The organism is Candidatus Binatia bacterium, from assembly GCA_036504975.1.
Taxonomy (GTDB): domain Bacteria; phylum Desulfobacterota; class Binatia; order UBA9968; family UBA9968; genus JAJPJQ01.
This window is the reverse complement of record DASXUF010000197.1, coordinates 1-15,808: the sequence shown is the minus strand read 5'-3', so window position 1 is coordinate 15,808 and position 15,808 is coordinate 1. Positions and strand designations below refer to the sequence as shown.

At 59.9% G+C, this 15,808-nt stretch carries 14 protein-coding genes; all 14 read right to left on the bottom strand.

Translation table 11 applies throughout. From position 1 onward, the window contains the following. Positions 1-154: 154 nt before the first annotated feature. Positions 155-1,093, bottom strand: coding sequence for a hypothetical protein (locus tag VGL70_24455; protein HEY3306686.1), 939 nt, complete (start codon positions 1,091-1,093; stop codon positions 155-157). 14 nt (positions 1,094-1,107) lie between these two features. Continuing rightward, positions 1,108-2,997, bottom strand: a complete 1,890-nt coding sequence (locus tag VGL70_24450; protein HEY3306685.1) for an adenylate/guanylate cyclase domain-containing protein — start codon at positions 2,995-2,997, stop codon at positions 1,108-1,110. Between the two features lie 9 nt (positions 2,998-3,006). After that, entirely contained in the window at positions 3,007-3,894 is an 888-nt protein-coding gene (locus VGL70_24445; GenBank protein HEY3306684.1) for an MBL fold metallo-hydrolase, read from the bottom strand. A gap of 11 nt (positions 3,895-3,905) precedes the next feature. Then, entirely contained in the window at positions 3,906-6,299 is a 2,394-nt protein-coding gene (locus VGL70_24440; GenBank protein HEY3306683.1) for a CHAT domain-containing tetratricopeptide repeat protein, read from the bottom strand. A gap of 160 nt (positions 6,300-6,459) precedes the next feature. After that, positions 6,460-7,269 (bottom strand): phosphonate ABC transporter ATP-binding protein, encoded by an 810-nt coding sequence (phnC, locus tag VGL70_24435; protein ID HEY3306682.1) that lies wholly within the window; start codon positions 7,267-7,269, stop codon positions 6,460-6,462. A 64-nt stretch (positions 7,270-7,333) separates the two neighbouring features. Next, positions 7,334-8,236 carry a phosphate/phosphite/phosphonate ABC transporter substrate-binding protein gene (locus VGL70_24430; protein HEY3306681.1) on the bottom strand — a complete coding sequence of 301 codons (903 nt, stop codon included), beginning with the start codon at positions 8,234-8,236 and terminating at the stop codon, positions 7,334-7,336. A 223-nt stretch (positions 8,237-8,459) separates the two neighbouring features. Beyond that, complete coding sequence (locus VGL70_24425) at positions 8,460-9,302, bottom strand: hypothetical protein (GenBank protein ID HEY3306680.1); 843 nt, start codon at positions 9,300-9,302, stop codon at positions 8,460-8,462. A 3-nt stretch (positions 9,303-9,305) separates the two neighbouring features. After that, positions 9,306-9,668 carry an acyl-CoA thioesterase gene (locus tag VGL70_24420; protein HEY3306679.1) on the bottom strand — a complete coding sequence of 121 codons (363 nt, stop codon included), beginning with the start codon at positions 9,666-9,668 and terminating at the stop codon, positions 9,306-9,308. After that, complete coding sequence (locus VGL70_24415) at positions 9,665-10,915, bottom strand: MFS transporter (protein ID HEY3306678.1); 1,251 nt, start codon at positions 10,913-10,915, stop codon at positions 9,665-9,667. Before VGL70_24415 ends, VGL70_24420 begins: the two co-directional genes overlap by 4 nt. 99 nt (positions 10,916-11,014) lie before the next feature. Further along, on the bottom strand, positions 11,015-11,932 hold the full coding sequence (locus VGL70_24410; protein ID HEY3306677.1) for a branched-chain amino acid transaminase: 918 nt from the start codon (positions 11,930-11,932) through the stop codon (positions 11,015-11,017). Positions 11,933-12,033: 101 nt separating this feature from the next. Further along, positions 12,034-12,303, bottom strand: coding sequence for an HU family DNA-binding protein (locus VGL70_24405; GenBank protein HEY3306676.1), 270 nt, complete (start codon positions 12,301-12,303; stop codon positions 12,034-12,036). Between the two features lie 156 nt (positions 12,304-12,459). Then, complete coding sequence (locus tag VGL70_24400; GenBank protein ID HEY3306675.1) at positions 12,460-13,482, bottom strand: Ppx/GppA phosphatase family protein; 1,023 nt, start codon at positions 13,480-13,482, stop codon at positions 12,460-12,462. Positions 13,483-13,486: 4 nt separating this feature from the next. Beyond that, positions 13,487-14,824: a methylenetetrahydrofolate--tRNA-(uracil(54)-C(5))-methyltransferase (FADH(2)-oxidizing) TrmFO gene (gene trmFO, locus VGL70_24395; GenBank protein ID HEY3306674.1), complete on the bottom strand. Its 1,338-nt coding sequence runs from the start codon at positions 14,822-14,824 to the stop codon at positions 13,487-13,489. A 29-nt stretch (positions 14,825-14,853) separates the two neighbouring features. Further along, positions 14,854-15,808: topoisomerase DNA-binding C4 zinc finger domain-containing protein (locus tag VGL70_24390; GenBank protein ID HEY3306673.1), on the bottom strand; the 955-nt coding region annotated here is incomplete at its 5' end.

The window sequence follows — 15,808 nt, the reverse complement described above, 5'->3', positions numbered from 1 at the left end:
GCACTCAGAGCTTGTGAAAAAATCGCCGATCGCCCTTCGACGGGCTCAGGACGAACGGCTAAGTCCTCGAACTTCCATCGATGTTATCCCGTTCGTGGTGAGCTTGTCGAACCATGAACGAATTTTTTCACAACCTCTCAGGACTCAGCACTGCCTACTGCTTTTGCTTCAATAAAAAATCCGACTCGCTGTACTCTTCCGCCGCCATGTCCTTGAGGCCGGTCTTCTCGTAAACTTCGGCCAATAAAAAATGCAGCGTCGGCTCGTCGGGGTCCGCCTTGACGGCTTCGGCGAGCACCTCTCTCGCGTCGTAGTAAAGTTCGCGCGAGGACAACAGTCCGGCCTTGAGAATCGCCGCCGTCGTCCGGGGCACGCCGGGGCTGTTCTGCACGGAGGCAAGGTCGCCTTCGACGGCTTTCACCTCGGCCAGCGCTAGGAGCTGAAACCGCACCTTCTCCGCCGGAGTGCCTTTCTTCTCGATCACCCAGGCGTACTCGACGCCGGGCTTGAGGCGCGGCGCCGACGCGGGATATTTGATCTGCGTGAGCGAGATATTCTCCGCCGACCACAGCACGCCGTCGGGACCGTAAACCCGCACGTTTCCCGGCTGGCGCTCCATGCCCATCCATTGAAGCGTCGGGGAATCGGTCATGAGCTTGGTGTTGCGCGGCGAGACCAACACCGGCGGGCGCTTGCCGCCGCGCACGGCGAGCGGCACATACGACGGCGGTTTTTTCTTGCCCATCAGCGCGCTGGCGACTTCCTTCACCCCTCCGCCCGCCGCGCCTTTGGCGTCGGCCGCCTTGATCTCGAACGGAGAATTGCGCTCGTCCACCGTCACGGTCTTCATGCCTTCGGTATAGAGGACGACGGCTCTGGCGTCTTTGGAAGCCTGGATCTGGGTTCCGGTGTAAAGCGATTGCAGCAGCGCCGGCTTCTGCCAATTCTTTCCCGGCAGCCGGATCTGCACGTCGCCGCGGTTGAGCTTGATCTCGGTGATGACGCCGACGGCGTCCTGGGCATGGGCTTGAACGTTGCAAAAGACGGCTGCTCCAAGAAGAACGAAACAGAGTAAACGGCTAGAACATTTCATGACTGGCCCTCCCGCTAAGCTGCGCTTTCTGCGCCTAACACCTCGAAGACCTCGACGGGCTTATCCCGTCCCTTGACCTTCACCTCACCGCGCCCCTCCACCTTGAACTTTCCATTCAGCCGCTCCAACGTTTCGCGCGTAATAAGAATCGAGGTGGAAAATTCCTTGTTGAGCGCTTCGACCCTGGAGCCGGTGTTAACCGTATCGCCGGTCACGCCGAACTTCCTGCGCTGCCCCGATCCGACGATACCGGCAAGAACCTCGCCGGAGTGAATGCCCACCCCGATCTGTAAATGGGGAATGTCCCTTTTGTGCCAAGCCTTATTGAGCCTGTCAAGCTCCGCCTGCACCTCGAGCGCGGTCGCCACCGCGTCCGCCGCGTGACTGGGGTTAGGCTTGTGCGCGCCAAAGGCGGCCAGCACCGCGTCTCCTATGAAGTCCACGATGCATCCCTGATGGCGCGCGACCACCTTTCCGATCGTCGCAAACAATTCGTTCAGAATCGAGACCACCTCCTCCGGCCTCTTCCCTTCGGAAAGAGTGGTATAATTTCTAATATCGGTGAAGAAAATAGTCGCCTCGCGCATCTGCCCGCCGAGCGTCTCATCCTGATCGACGATCTGATCGGCCACCTCGCGGTCCACGTACTGGCCAAGCGAGCGGCGCACGCGGCGCGCCTCTAGATAGTCCGCTATCGAAGCGCCCCAGCGAATCGCCACCAGCGGCGTCACGAAATCCACCCAGACGCCGAGTTTGGCGAAGGCGAGATAGCTCAAGGGAACGAGCAGCAGCGGAATCGCGACCAGGGCGAATATCGTGGCGGCCATGGGACGGAAAAAAGTGAGCAGCAGGCTCATCGCCAGGGCGAAAATCAGCGACAGGGCCACCGCCACCCAGCGGTCGGCCGCCATGATCTGCGAGCGCGAGAGAATCGTATGGACGATGTTGGCGTGGATCTCCACGCCGGACATCAAGCCGCGCGGCGTCGGAAAGAAGTCGCGGCTCTCGCCGAAGCTCGCGCCGATGAGAACGATCTTGCCGCGAAAGGGATTGTCTTCGGCCAGCGGAGCCCTCGACTTCGAGAGCTGGAAGACGACGTCGCTCGGAATCGCCGCGAAGCTTCCCTCGGCGCCGGCGAAATTGATCTTCCACTGATCGTCGATGGCGAACGCGAGCGGAGTCGGCTCGGGCAGCAGCGCGCCCTTGAATTTATTCCACTCGGGGAGAAGCAGCATGACTTTCCCGCCGTCAGGCCGATTCATCGCCGCTTCCAGGCGGGCGGCGTCGTATCCGGCGTAGCGCGCCAGGACAGCGAGCGCGAGCGAAGGAAGAACTTTTCCGTCGCTGCCGTGCACGGCGAGCGGGAGCTGGCGGAACAGGCCGTCCGAATCGATCGGCGCATTGGCAAAGCCGGCAAGCGCCGAAAGCTTGGGGCTGAAAAACGGCGAGCGGGAGTAGAGCACCGTTTCGTTCGCTTCTTTTTCGGGCCGGATCACATAGACCGGCACCACCTTGCTGAGGCCGTTCTCCGACGCGCCCTGGATCGCTCTCACGAGCATCGCGTCTTCGCGCGCGTCGGTCTTCACTTTGAACTCGACGTCGACGCCGATGACTTTGGCGCCGCTCCGGCCGAGCACTTCGATGATGCCCGCGATGTACGAGCGGGGCAGAGGCTGCTTTTCGCCCAAATTGGCGAACGCCCGGTCGTCGATCTGGACCAAAACGATCTCCGGCGATTTGACCCGTCCGCGGAGCCAAAGGAGAAAGTCGAGCGCCTTGGCCTCGAACCCCTGCAGGTAGCCCATGTAAGAGGCGAAAGAAGTGATGATGCTGACGGATAATCCAAGAACGAGCGACTTGTAGAACCGCCGCTTTCTTTTCTTGAGCGTTTCGACAATGGGCATCTTTTTAAATTACGGTTCCAAAGTATGAGTCATGAAGAATTCGGGAATGATCGTCTTGATCTGACGGTCCGCCGCTCGCACCTCGCGATCAAAACGTTGCGCCCGCTTCAGGTTGGCTGGTGGAATCCCTTGAGAAAACGGGGCACGCCATTCGTCGAAATGTTGGATGATGACCACCTTGGGCTTGAGAATCTTTAATGCGTTTTCCAGGTTGTATCCCTTCTCCCCCTCCGCGAGCAGAGCGACGTCCGGATGCAAGCCGGAAAGTTTTTCTTCAACAAAATTGGCCGTGCTTTGGTGCAGGACTCGATGTCCGCCGAAATTGAAGTAATAGAGAAAAGTTCCTCCCTCGACGAAGTCTCGTCCCATAATCGGGCCGGCCCATGGCTTGAGGATTTCTTCGCGCCTGGATGTCTCGCGCCGCCCGCTTCTCTGCAAAATGGCATGCCGGCTCTCGATCACCTGTACGGAGAACTCTTTGAAGTCCAGCTTTTCTCCGCCCTTTATCGTCACGACTTGAGATGGATTCACTCCGGCCGTGACCGTGATGCTCGCTGTCGTTTGAGAGCCGATGATCTTCGACCCGAACCGCTTGGCGATAAATGGCACGTCGCCGATATGATCGTGGTGGCTGTGGCCGGCGAAGATATAGTCGGCGCCCTTGATGATCTTGAGCACCGCTTCTTCGTCCGTTTTCCACTCCGCGTCCATCGAGCGCTCTTTGCGGGTGAGAAAGGGATCGATGAGGATCGTGGTTTTTCCAAGCCGGATTTCCCATCCGGCGTTGCCCAGCCACTTGAGCACGACTTTTTCCGGGGATTCTACGGCGACCGGCGTCTCGGCCACATGCGCCGAAAAAGAAAGGAACCCCCACAGGAGAATCGTGATAAGCAGCATAATCAAATGGGTTATGGTTCCCCCGTCAACTGATACGCCGCCCAGTAAAACGGCTCGGGAAATTCTTTCATCGTCTTCAACTGCGCCTGCCGGAGCGCCTCCACCTTCTTTGCCGTCTTCAAACGCTGGTAGAACTCCCGCATCAACTCGTAGCTCGACCGGTCGTTCACCTTCCAGAGCGTGGTGACGATCGACGGCGTCCCCGCGTAGATGAAGGCGCGCGTGAGGCCGATCAGCTCATCGCCGTTGCTGAGCCTCCCCAATCCGGTCTCGCAGGCGGAGAGCACCACCATCCCGGCCTTCAAATCCAACGCAAATATTTCTCCTACCCTGAGGCGGCCGTCGTCCTTTCCCTCGACCGCCAACAGCAAAGCCGAGCCCATCGGATCGGTCTCGTCAAGCTCCGCGTGCACCGCGAAATGCAGCACGTCGCTCTTCGGGCTGAGCGAGAGCGCCCGCGGCTTGCTCGCCTCCGCCTTCAGATACACTTCGCTCTTCGCGTACACGCTCGCCACTTCCTTGGCCTCCCTCTCGGCAAAGCGAAGATTATAAGCCTCATCCCCGAGGTTCGGATTGGCCATCACCAGGGCCTTGTCTGAATCTCGGCTCGCCCGCCTCTTCTCCCTGGTAAACTGCATGAGACTGGCGCTGGATAAATAGTAGATAGGATAATCCTGAATCAGATACTTTCCTTGGGCGGAGACCAAGGCCTGGTAGGGAAGATAGTGCAGCACATCGTGCGGAATGATGAGCAGCTCTTTGCCGCGCACGTGGGGCAAGGCCGGCTCGACCAGCAGGCGATAGAGCTCCTGGGAAAGGCCGTTGAATTTCTCCTTCTCGCCAATTTGATAGACCGTGTCCCTGAGCGCGGCGACCTTGGCGACAAGATCGCCGCGGTTAATCGGTATGTTCACGAAACGTACCCGGTCCTTGTCCATGACCCAGAGAAGCACGGCCCCGCGCACGACAAAGTACTCGAGCATCGTCACCCCGGGGTCGAGCAGCTCCTGGACCTGCTTCAAGGTCAGCGGCTCGACGTTGATCAGCGAGGCCTGTTCTTTATTTTCTTTCCGCACCTCGGTCAGAAAATCAGCATAGGCTTTCTGCGCTCCCTCCAGCTCTTGTCTGAGCCTAGGCCCCTCGGTCCCCTCCGATCCTTGAGCCCCCATCATCGCCTGTAAAACACTAATTCGTGCCTGAAGCGCCCGCTCGTGTTCCAAGAGCGTCCCCCCGCGCGCAAGCTGCACTTTACTCCCCAGTATGTCCAAAAAGGCGCGCGAACGGGCCCGCTCGCTGTAATTGAACGCGGCCGTGGGATTTTTTGTCCGCAAATGAGCCACGATCATGCTGCCGTATGTGGCCCGCTTGTCTTCAAAGTAGGAGCTGCGAAATTCCTCCGACTCCAGGAGAGCGCGAGTCGACTCTATATTGTCGATCGCCTTCTTATAGTAGGGGATCGCCTCCGCAGGCTTTTGCGTCTGAAGATATAGATCTCCCAACTGACTGCTGGCGAGGTAGATGAAAGTGGCAAGGCGAAGCTGCTCAGACAGCTCCAGCGTTTTCTGGAGATTTTCCAGAGCGCGCGGGAACTCTTTCTTTCTAAGATAGAGGTCGCCCAAACCCCAATAGAGATTGACCTCGACCTGGGTTTTCAACCCGGTTTCTTTGATTACGCTAAGCCCTCTCTCGTAAGCCCTTATTCCATCTTCCACCTTGCCCGCCCGCTGATACGCCAAGCCGAGGCGATAGAGCGTATAAACAAGATTGTTCTCGGTTTGTCGTACGGCTTCAGGAAATTTGAGACGCACATCCGCTCGGCTCTGGAGAAAAGCCAGGTGATCTTCCAAAAGCCTGAGCGACTCGGAAGTATGTTGGATCGCTTCTTCTCTTTTTCCCTGACGCAGGAGATCTATTCCCAACTCTCTCAAGAAGCTCGCCTGGGTGAACCGTCGGGTCCCTTCATCCGGGATCTGCTTGGCAACCTCAATCCCCTCGTCTACCAATTCCCTGGCCTTGGCATGGTTTCCCACAGACCTGTAGGATTGCTGAAGTTGATAAATGGCCCCTGCCTGCAGAGCCGGATTTTTCGTCTTTTCTGCCATCTCCAGGGCTTTGCTTCCGTGAGAAATAGCCTTCTGGAATTGGCCCAGGCTCTGCGCCGCCCTTGCAGCCTCGCGGTACGCATTCGCCGCCTCCACCCAGTAGCGTTGAGGAGACGGGCTCGAAGCCAGATTTTTCTCGGCCTCCAATCCCTTGGCTTCCATGGCACTCAGCGCCTCTCTCGCCTCACCCCTGGCGATGGCCTCCACCGTGGAGGCGGGTGTCGCGTTATATTTGCTCTGTCCCCAGACCGCGCCGGGTAGCATGAAGATCGCTATCATGAACGGCGACAAAGTTCGTAACATAGACACGCCTCCAGACAGGCTTCTAGATTGATCGATCGAAAAATACCGCGCTCACCGACGACACTCTGCTCTACTCTGTCCCGACGGTCAAACGCAGGCCGCCCGTCATTGTTCGGGAACTATTTTCACCGCCAGGTACCGCGACGGCGCAAAACGCTATTTAGGCTTTGGCGTCCTGATAGACCTTCTCCACGATCGCGTCGCTCAAGTCTTTGGTGGCGCCGTCGAAGAAAACCTTTCCTTCCTTGAGCCCGACGACGCGGTCGGCGTACTCGCGCGTGAGATCGAGCGTGTGCAGGCTGACCAGCGCGGTGATGCCGTCCTCCCGGCAGACGCGCTTGAGAATGTCCAACACCACGCGCGAAAGCCGGGGATCGAGGCTGGAGACCGGCTCGTCGGCGAGAATGACCGCGGGACTCTGCATCAGTGTGCGCGCGATCGCCACTCTCTGCTGCTCGCCGCCTGAGAGCTGGTCGGCGCGCTTGTAGGCGTGCTCGAGGAGGCCGACGCGCTTCAGATTGACGAGCGCGCGACGCCGCTCCTCGCGCGTGAACAGCCTCAAGCAGCTCTTCAAGCTCGATTGATAACCCAAACCGCCCGACAAGACGTTCTCGATGACGGAGAGGCGCTTTACGATGTTGAATTGCTGAAAGATCATGCCGACCTTGCGCCTGAGGAGCCGGGTCTGGCGGCGGTCGAGCTTGACGACGTCGATCCTGGCTCCGTCGGCGCCGCGGTCGAACACCGAGCGCGGCACAAAGATCTCGCCGGAGGTGGGATCGATGAGACGGTTGATGCAGCGGAGCAGCGTCGACTTTCCCGAGCCGGAGAGGCCGATGACGCCGAGAAACTCGCCCTGCTCGACTTTGAGATTGACGCCGCGAAGAACGTGGGTCGAGGGACCGAAGCTCTTCTGCAGGTCCTTGATCTCTAGGATCGTCATGGCCCGGTGAATGGAGTGATGGAGCATCGGAGTACTGGTTGATCGGGTTTTAACTCCATAGCTCCATTACTCCACCACTCCAGTACTCCCATCATTTCTTTTTGAGCGCTTCTCTGAGATTGATGCCGGCGACTTTAAAGGCCGCGCGGATCGATTCATAGTCCTCGTCGGTGGCCGGCACGAAGCCGTCGATCTGATAGAGATCGCGGAGCATCTTTTGTCCCGCCGGTTCGCGGCTGAGCGCCAGAAAAGTCTCCTGGATTTTCTTCCCCAGCTCGGGATCGAGGCCGGCGCGGAAGACGAGATTGTCGGCGGGAATCGGCTCGGAGTAGGCGATCGCGCGGATCTGTTTTTGCTCTTCGGGATTTTTAAGGTATTGGATCCACGCCGCGTCTTTGCCGTCGGTAAAATTGGCAAAGGTCGCCCCCGCGTCCACCTTGCGGTTCAAGACCGCCAGCACCGTGGCGTCGTGGCCGCCGGAGTAAAGGACGTTTTTGAAATCCTTGTTCGGGTCGATGCCGTTTTCCAGGAACATTTTTCTCGGGATGATGTTGCCCGTGGTGGAAAGCGGATCGCCGAAGGCGAACGTCCGGTTGCGGAGGTCTTTCAACGAGTTGATGCCGCTGTCGGCGCGCGTGATGATCGCCGCGTAATAAGATGCCAGTCCCTTGCGGTGGGATTTTAAGACGACTTGTATGTCGGCCTCGTTTTTCGCGAGCACGTACGAAGCCGGCGTGAGAAAGGCGATATCGAGCTTCTTCGCGCGGAGCGCCTCGATGACGCCCGTGTAATCGACGGCGACGAAGGGCTCGATCTCCATGCCGAGCTCTTTGTGGAGAATCTCGACGAGCGGCTGGGCGTTTTGCGAAACCTGCTGGACGTTCTCCGACGGAACGAATCCCACGCGGAGGACGCGCCCGGAACCACCCCGGCCGCATCCCAGCAGGGCGAGAATCGCCAACCCTAGAATCCATCTTCGTTTAAGCGGGGTCATGTCCACCAATAAATACTCGAAGCTCTCCTCACGCGCAACCGATTCGTGGTTGTCTTGGACGACGCGCGTGGAGATCCACCGAACGTCATGCCCGCGAATCCGCCACAGGGCTTCGGACGGATCAGCCTAAGGCTGAAGCGGGCATCCAGACATTTCTGCGACATACAAAGACTGGATTCCCGCTGCCGCGGGAATGACGGAAGAGAGATCGGCTTCGGTGTCCTTATCTGTCCTTCAGCTCCCGCAGCAGCTGCTCCGCCTCTTTTTTATTGGCGGCGTCGTCGGAAAATTGGATGGGGTGAGCGAGCGAGGATTTGAGCGACGCGCGCGCGAGATCCAGCTTCCCGAGCGCCACGTAGGTCTTGCCCAGCTCTACATGATGCGAAACGACCGTCGGGTTCAAAGAAATTGCCTTGTGCAAATATTCGACGGATGTGCTGAGACTTCCTTTAGGGACCGAGCGCCGCAGAAAGGTCGAAGCCAGGAAGCGGCTCGCTTTTCCGATCTCGGCCATTTTTCTATGCCATACGCCGTAAACGTGATAGGCGAAGCCGTTCTGCGGGTCGCTGGCGATGGCTTTCTCCACGGCCGATCGGATCTCGTCGGCGAGATCGATCTGCTTGCTCACGGAAGAGTGCGCCGCGGTTTTGCCCAGAGACGCCGCCACGTAAAAATGGCCCCAGGTGTTGTTGGGATCGGCTTGGACCGCTTTGCGGGCATAATCCTCGGCGATGCGATATTGCTTGAGCCGCTTCTCCTGCCAGCCGGTTTCGTTTTCCGGAATGATGTCGCCGAGCTCGATATAGACACGCGACGCCTTCGACAACGCTTCGGTATTGTTGGGCTCGATTTCGAGAACTCTGAGCACCGTCTTGAGCGCCTCCTTGGGTTTGAAGGCGGCGTAGAGCGCGTCGAATTGCTGCAGCAATTGAGAGACCTCGGAGCCGTCGTTCACGCAGTGCGGACAGCCGACTCGTCCCATTTTGTGATGTTGCCCCGCTCCGCCATCCGCCGCTGCCAGACACCACCAAAGAAAAACGCCGATGAGAATCGCCCGCTGTTTCATCCATCACCTGATAGGCGTCGCCTTGCCGTTGCCGTCGATCGCGACGTAGATCACTTCCGCCTCCGTGACCCGCACCCGGCGCCCGGGCTCGCTGAAGCGCTCCGCCTCGACCTCCACTCGAATCGTCAAAGAAGTTCTCCCCTCCCGCGCGACCGCCGCATAAAAGCTCACCACGTCGCCGATGTAAACCGGAGCGATAAAACCGACCTCGTGCATCGAGCGGGTCACGTAGTCGCGCGCCGCGTGCTGCCGCGCCGCGATCGCCCCGGCCAGGTCGATGTGGCTCAAGATGACGCCGCCAAAAATCGTGCCGCGCGCGTTCGTGTCGCGCGGCAGCATCGTGACCCTCAACGTCGGCTCTCTCATGACGCTCCGGCCCTCCTCGGCGCCGGCTCCTCGACCCTGAGCAACAGAGCCAATCCCAAGATAAATAGCAGACCGACGGCGAGCATTGCCAGCCGCTGGCTGCCGCTCAGATGCGAGATCGCGCCGAACACGAGCGGCCCGACGGCGGAGGAGAACTTGCCGCTGATGCCGTAAAAGCCGAAGATCTCGGCCTGCTGCGCCGGCTCGACCATGAGCGCGATCATCGAGCGGCTGACCGCGCCGACCGATGCCAGGCAGAGCGCGCCCAACGAGGACACCGCCCAGAAGAACTCTTTGCTCGTGGCGGCGGCTGCGCCCAATCCTACCAGACTCCAGAGCGACAAGAGCAGTATCAACGATTTCCGCGGCCCGATCCGGTCGCTCAAAAAGCCGAAGCCGATCGCTCCGGCGACGCCGATCGTTTGCAGCGCCAGATAAAACTGCACCAGCTCCGGCAGGGTGAAGCCAAGCGTGTCCTGGGCGTAGATACTCGCGTAGAAGCTGATGGTGGAAACGCCTTCCATATAGACAAAGTAAGCGAGCAGGAAGCGCGTGAGCTGCCGGTACTCGCCCAACCGGCTCAATGTCTTTTTGACTTGCTTGAGGCCGGCGGAAAAAAGCGCCGCCGGAGTTTGCGCCGCACCGGCCTGCTTCGCGCGTGACGGTAAAAATAGAAACGCCGGCAGAGAAAACAAGAGATAGAACGAGGCGGTCAGAAGAAAAACCAGCCGCGCGTTTTCCGGCGCGCCGCTTTTTAGAAAGGGAATGGAGAGAAGCAGCATGGCGATGCCGCCGGCGTACGCCGCGGCCCAGCCGTAGCCGGAGAGCCGCCCCACTTCCTCCGGCGGCGCCAGATCCGGAAGAAAGGCGTTGTAGAAAACCTGGCCGGTCTGGTAGGCGATGTTGGCGCCGATGAAGACCGCCATACCCCAAAAAATCATGCCGCTTCCCACCCAGGCGAGCTGCGCCGTGAGAAATATGCAGAGGAACGCGGAGATCACCAGGAACGTTTTTCTTTTGCCGGACAGATCGGCGGCGGCGCCCAGCACCGGCGAGAGGAGCGCGACAACCACGAGCGAGATGGAGCCGTTGACGCCCCAGAGGAGATCGCCGAGATTCCCCAACCCGGCACATATCACGCTCTTGAAGTAAACCGGATAAACGAAGGTGACGATCATCACGGAAAACGAGTTGTTGGCGAAATCGTAAAGCAGCCAACCGAGGCGATCGGTTTTAGCGGGGATCACGAGAAGCAAGGATGAGGGATGAAGGATGAAGGATGAAGGATAAAATGAGGTGGGCCTTCCGATCCAATTTCATCTTTCCGCCTTCCGCCTTCATCCTTTTCATAGGTAGGTGAGCCACTTGGAGTACTTGCTGTCTTTCCCCTTGATGATGTCGAAGAAAGTCTTTTGCAGGTCCTGCGTCACCGGACCCGGGCAGCGCTCGCCGACTTTGCGGTTGTCCACCTCGCGGATCGGCGTCAGCTCGGCCGCGGTGCCGGTGAAAAAGGCCTCGTCGGCGGTATACAGCTCGTCGCGCGTGAAGCGCTCTTCCTGAACGGCGTAGCCCTTGCCGCGCGCGACCGTCAGCACCGAATCGCGCGTGATGCCGGGCAAGATCGACGTGAGCGGCGTGGTTTTGATGCGCCCGTCCCGCACGATAAATATATTTTCCCCGCTGGCTTCGGCGACGTAGCCGTCGGGGTCGAGCATGATCGCCTCGTCGTAACCGGCCTTCTTGACCTCGGTTTTGGCCAGGACCGAGTTGATATAGTTGCCCGACACTTTGCTCTTGGTCATCATCACGTTCGGATGATGGCGCGTGTAAGACGAGACCTTGGCGCGAATGCCGTTTTTGATCCCTTCGTCGCCCAGGTAGGCGCCCCAGGACCACGCCGCGATCGCGATCTGAATCGGATTGTCGGGCGCGTAAAGACCCAGCTCCCCCAGTCCGAGGAAGGCAAGAGGGCGTATGTAACATTCTTTGAGCCCGTTGGCCCTGACGACGTCGAGTATCGCGTTCTTGATCTCGCCGAACGGGCGCGGCAGCGGAAAGCCCAGAATCTTGCCCGAGTCGAAAAATCTCCGCACGTGCTCGTCGAGGCGGAACACCGCCGAGCGGCCGTCTTCCAGCGCGTAGCAGCGAATTCCCTCGAAATAACCGGTGCCGTAGTGGAGCGCGTGGACGAGAACGTGAACCTTCGCCTCGTCCCAGTTCACCATCTCGCCGTCGAGCCAGATTCTTTTGCCTTGTAACGCCATAAGATTCCAAAGAATAATTTCCGGTTATTGTATGCCATCGCGCCGAAATAAAAAAGGCCACCACGACGACGTGGTGGCCCGCGATCGGATCACCGCCGAGGCTATAATCCTTTCTTCAAGTCCGGCGCGGGCTTGAAACCCACCGTTCGGCTCGCTTTGATGGAAATCTCATCGCCCGTTTGAGGGTTTCTCCCTTTCCTCGCTTTGCGCGAGCGTACCGTGAAAGTCCCGAAGCCCGGGACTTGAAAGCGCCTGTCTTTCCTGATCGCCCGCGCGAGATTTTCGAAAATGGCGTCCACCGCATCGCCCGCGGTCGTCTTGTTGAGACCCGCCGCCTTGGCCACCGCGTTGACGAGGTCACCCTTAGTCATGATCCTTCCTCCTCCCGATCTTGCCGTTGTTGATTACGTTGGATTCAATCTTGTTGTGTGTTTTTGAAAACCGAACGTCATAATTCCGAATTCAACGGAAAATGTCAACAAAAAAAAGAAAAAGCGATCAGCCAAGAAGCGATCAGCTCTAAAGATCTAATTATTCTTTTTGCTGATGGCTGACCGCTGATGGCTGTGAGCTATTCTTTCGTACAGCAGTCCGTAGCGGATGCCCTGATCGCTCACGATGACTTCATCGATGCCGAAGAGTCTCATGATTCTTTCGATCGCGAGCGCGCCGGCGAGAATCACGTCGGCACGCTTCGGCTCCAAGCCGGCGATCTCTTTCCGTTCGGCGATCGTTTTGCCGCGATAAAGCTCGACCTGCCGCTCCACTTCGGCGCGGCTCAAACGGCTGCCGTGAACCTCGCCGTGCGAATAATGCCTGAGGCCCTTCTCGACCGCCGAGAGCGTGGTGAAAGTCCCGGCAATGCCGACCATGGCCAATCGGCCGGCGTCGCCCCGAGCCTGTGGTTCGACTTGGCTCACCACCATGAGGTTCTCGAATGGTCGAAGGGAGCCCCAATCCGACAGCAACTTGTTGATCGACTGATCGACGACTTGAATCACTCGTTCGCATTCTTCCTGCCGCGCCGGGTCGGACCGGAGATAGCGCTCCGTCAATCGGACCGAGCCCAGATCCAGACTCGCCAGGCCGTGCATCTTTCCGGCGCTCGCCCAGATGAACTCGGTGCTGCCGCCGCCCACGTCGACTACCAACACGTCCCTGGCGTCGATGTGAAGCCCTTTTTGCACCGCGAGGTAGGAATAGGCCGCCTCCTCCCGTCCAGACAAAACCCTGATATCGAGGTGCAATTCGTGTTTGAGGCGCGCGCGAAAACTCTTCGCGTTCAGCGCGTCGCGCAGCGCGCTGGTTCCGGCCGCGGCGATCTCGTCCACGGCGAGATTCCGGCAAGTATGGAGGTATTCTCTCAGCACCTCGAGAGCGCGCTCGACCCCCGGCGCGGAGAGCGAGCGGGTGCGGTCCACGCCTTCGCCGAGGCGCGCGATCTCCGCGCGGTCGGTCAGAACGCGAAACGCTCCGTCATCTTCAAGCTCGACCACGAGCAGGAGAATCGTGTTGGTGCCGAGGTCGATGGTGGCGATGCGCCGTGACATTTTTCTAAGCCCCTTCGGCCAGCACAAAACTCGGCGCTTCCCCGATATCGGTGAGCCAGACGTCCAGATCCTTGAGCGCACGGTCCGCCATGATCTGCTTTTTTTCTCTTCCTTTTATCCGAGAGCCGATCGGAGGCAGGACGCCGAAATTGGCGTTCATGGGCTGGAAATCCTTGCGCGCGGGATCGGTGATATAGACAAGCAGCGAGCCCAATGCAGTGGTTACGGGCGGAGCGACCGGCTCTTTGCAGTGAATAAGCCGCGCCGCGTTCAATCCGGCGAGGAGGCCGGAGGCCGCGGATTCGATATAGCCCTCCACGCCGGTGATCTGCCCGGCGAACAAGAGCGACGGCCGGCCGCGCCACTGGAGCGTCGGCATGAGATGGCGCGGCGCATCGATGAACGTGTTTCGATGGAGGCTGCCGAAGCGGACGAACTCGGCATGTTCGAGTCCGGGAACGAGAGCGAAGACCCGCTTCTGCTCCGGATAGGTCATCTTGGTTTGAAAGCCAACCATGTTGTAAAGCGTTTTTTCGCGATTCTCCTGGCGCAACTGGATGATCGCGTAAGATCGCTTTCCGGTGCGTGGGTCGACGAGGCCCGTCGGCCGCATCGGCCCGAAGGCGAGCGTGTCGCGTCCGCGCCGGGCCATCTCCTCGATCGGGAGACAGCCCTCGAAGTAGCGCAGGTCCTCGAAGCTCTTCGCCGGCACTTTCTCCGCGCCAAGGAGCTCGTCGATAAAGTTCCCGTACTGCTCGCGCGTGAGCGCCAGGTTGAGATAATCGTCGCCGCCGCGATCGTAGCGCGAGGCGGCGAAAGCGATATTCATGTCGATCGACTCGGCCGTGACGATGGGCGAGATCGCGTCATAGTAATAGAGATGCTTGCCGCCGAGCAGCGATTCCAGCGCGCGCGACAACGGCTGTGATGTCAGGGGACCGGAAGCAAGAATCGCGATCGCGGCCGGGATTTCGGAGACTTCTTCGCGGATGACACGCACGCCGGGAAGAGACGCGATCTCGCCCGTCACCGCGCCGGCGAAACGCTCGCGGTCCACCGCCAACGCGCTGCCCGCCGGCACACGGCAACGATCGGCCACCTGAAGGATGAGAGAGCCCAGGCGGCGCATCTCTTCTTTGAGCAAGCCCGCGGCGTTGGTGAGGGAGGCGGAACGCAGCGAGTTGCTGCAGACGAGCTCGGCTAGATAAGAAGTCGCGTGCGCCTCGGTTTGCTTCCTGGGACGCATCTCGTAGAGCTCGACCGCGACGCCGCGGCGGGCGAGCTGCCAGGTGGCCTCGCTGCCGGCGAGACCGCCACCCACGATGATGACCCGCTCCGCCATGATTCGCTTCGGATTATAGCGCCGCGTAACTAAGCGGCCAGGCGCTTGTAGTGACAGGCCTCGTTGCCGCAGAACACGACGCGCCCCTCCTTCTTGGTTTCCTTCTCCAGGAGGTACGGGCGCCCGCAGTCCGGGCAGGCCTCGGGCAGCGGCTTGTGGTAGGCGGTGAACCGGCACTCCGGGTAGCGCTTGCAGCCGTAGAAGAACCGGCCCCAGCGCCCCTTGCGCTCGACGATCTGCCCCTGGCCGCAGTCGGGGCAGAGCAGCCCGATCTCGCGCGCTTCCTTCTTCTTCACGTATTTGCAGGTCGGGTAGTTGCTGCAGGCGATGAACGCCCCGAAGCGACCGCGCCGCCACATCAGGTCGTTGCCGCACTCCGGGCACTTCTCGTCGATGGGCTGGAGGGTCTCCACGTGCAGCTTGCCGCCCTCGCCGCGGACCAGCCGCTTGGTCTCCTTGCATTCCGGATAGTTGGTGCAGGCGAGGAACGGGCCGAAGCGGCCCTTCTTGAGCACCATGGGCTGGCCGTCGCGGGGGCACACCTGTGTCGCCACGTCCTCGTGGAGCTCCGGCGCCCCCTCCCCGCCCTCGAGCTGGCGCGTGTTCTTGCACTCGGGGTAGTTGGAGCAAGCCAGGAACTTCCCGTAGCGGCCCCACTTGATCACCATGGGCGAGCCGCACTTCTCGCACTTCTCCTCGGTGGGCTCCTCCTTGCCCTTGACGTTCTCCATGTTCTTCGAGGCCTTCTTCAGGTCCTTCTCGAACTTCTTCCAGAACTGGGTCAGGGTGTTGAGAAGGTTGTCCTTGCCCTCCTCGATCTGGTCCAGCTCCTGCTCCATGCCCGCGGTGTACTCGACGTTCATGATGTCCTGGAAGTGCTCGACGAGCAGGTCGGTCACGAGGAAGCCCAGCTCGGTGGGGTAGAGCTTGGCGTCGCGCTTCTCCATGTAATCGCGCGCCTCGATGGTCGCGATGATCGAGGCG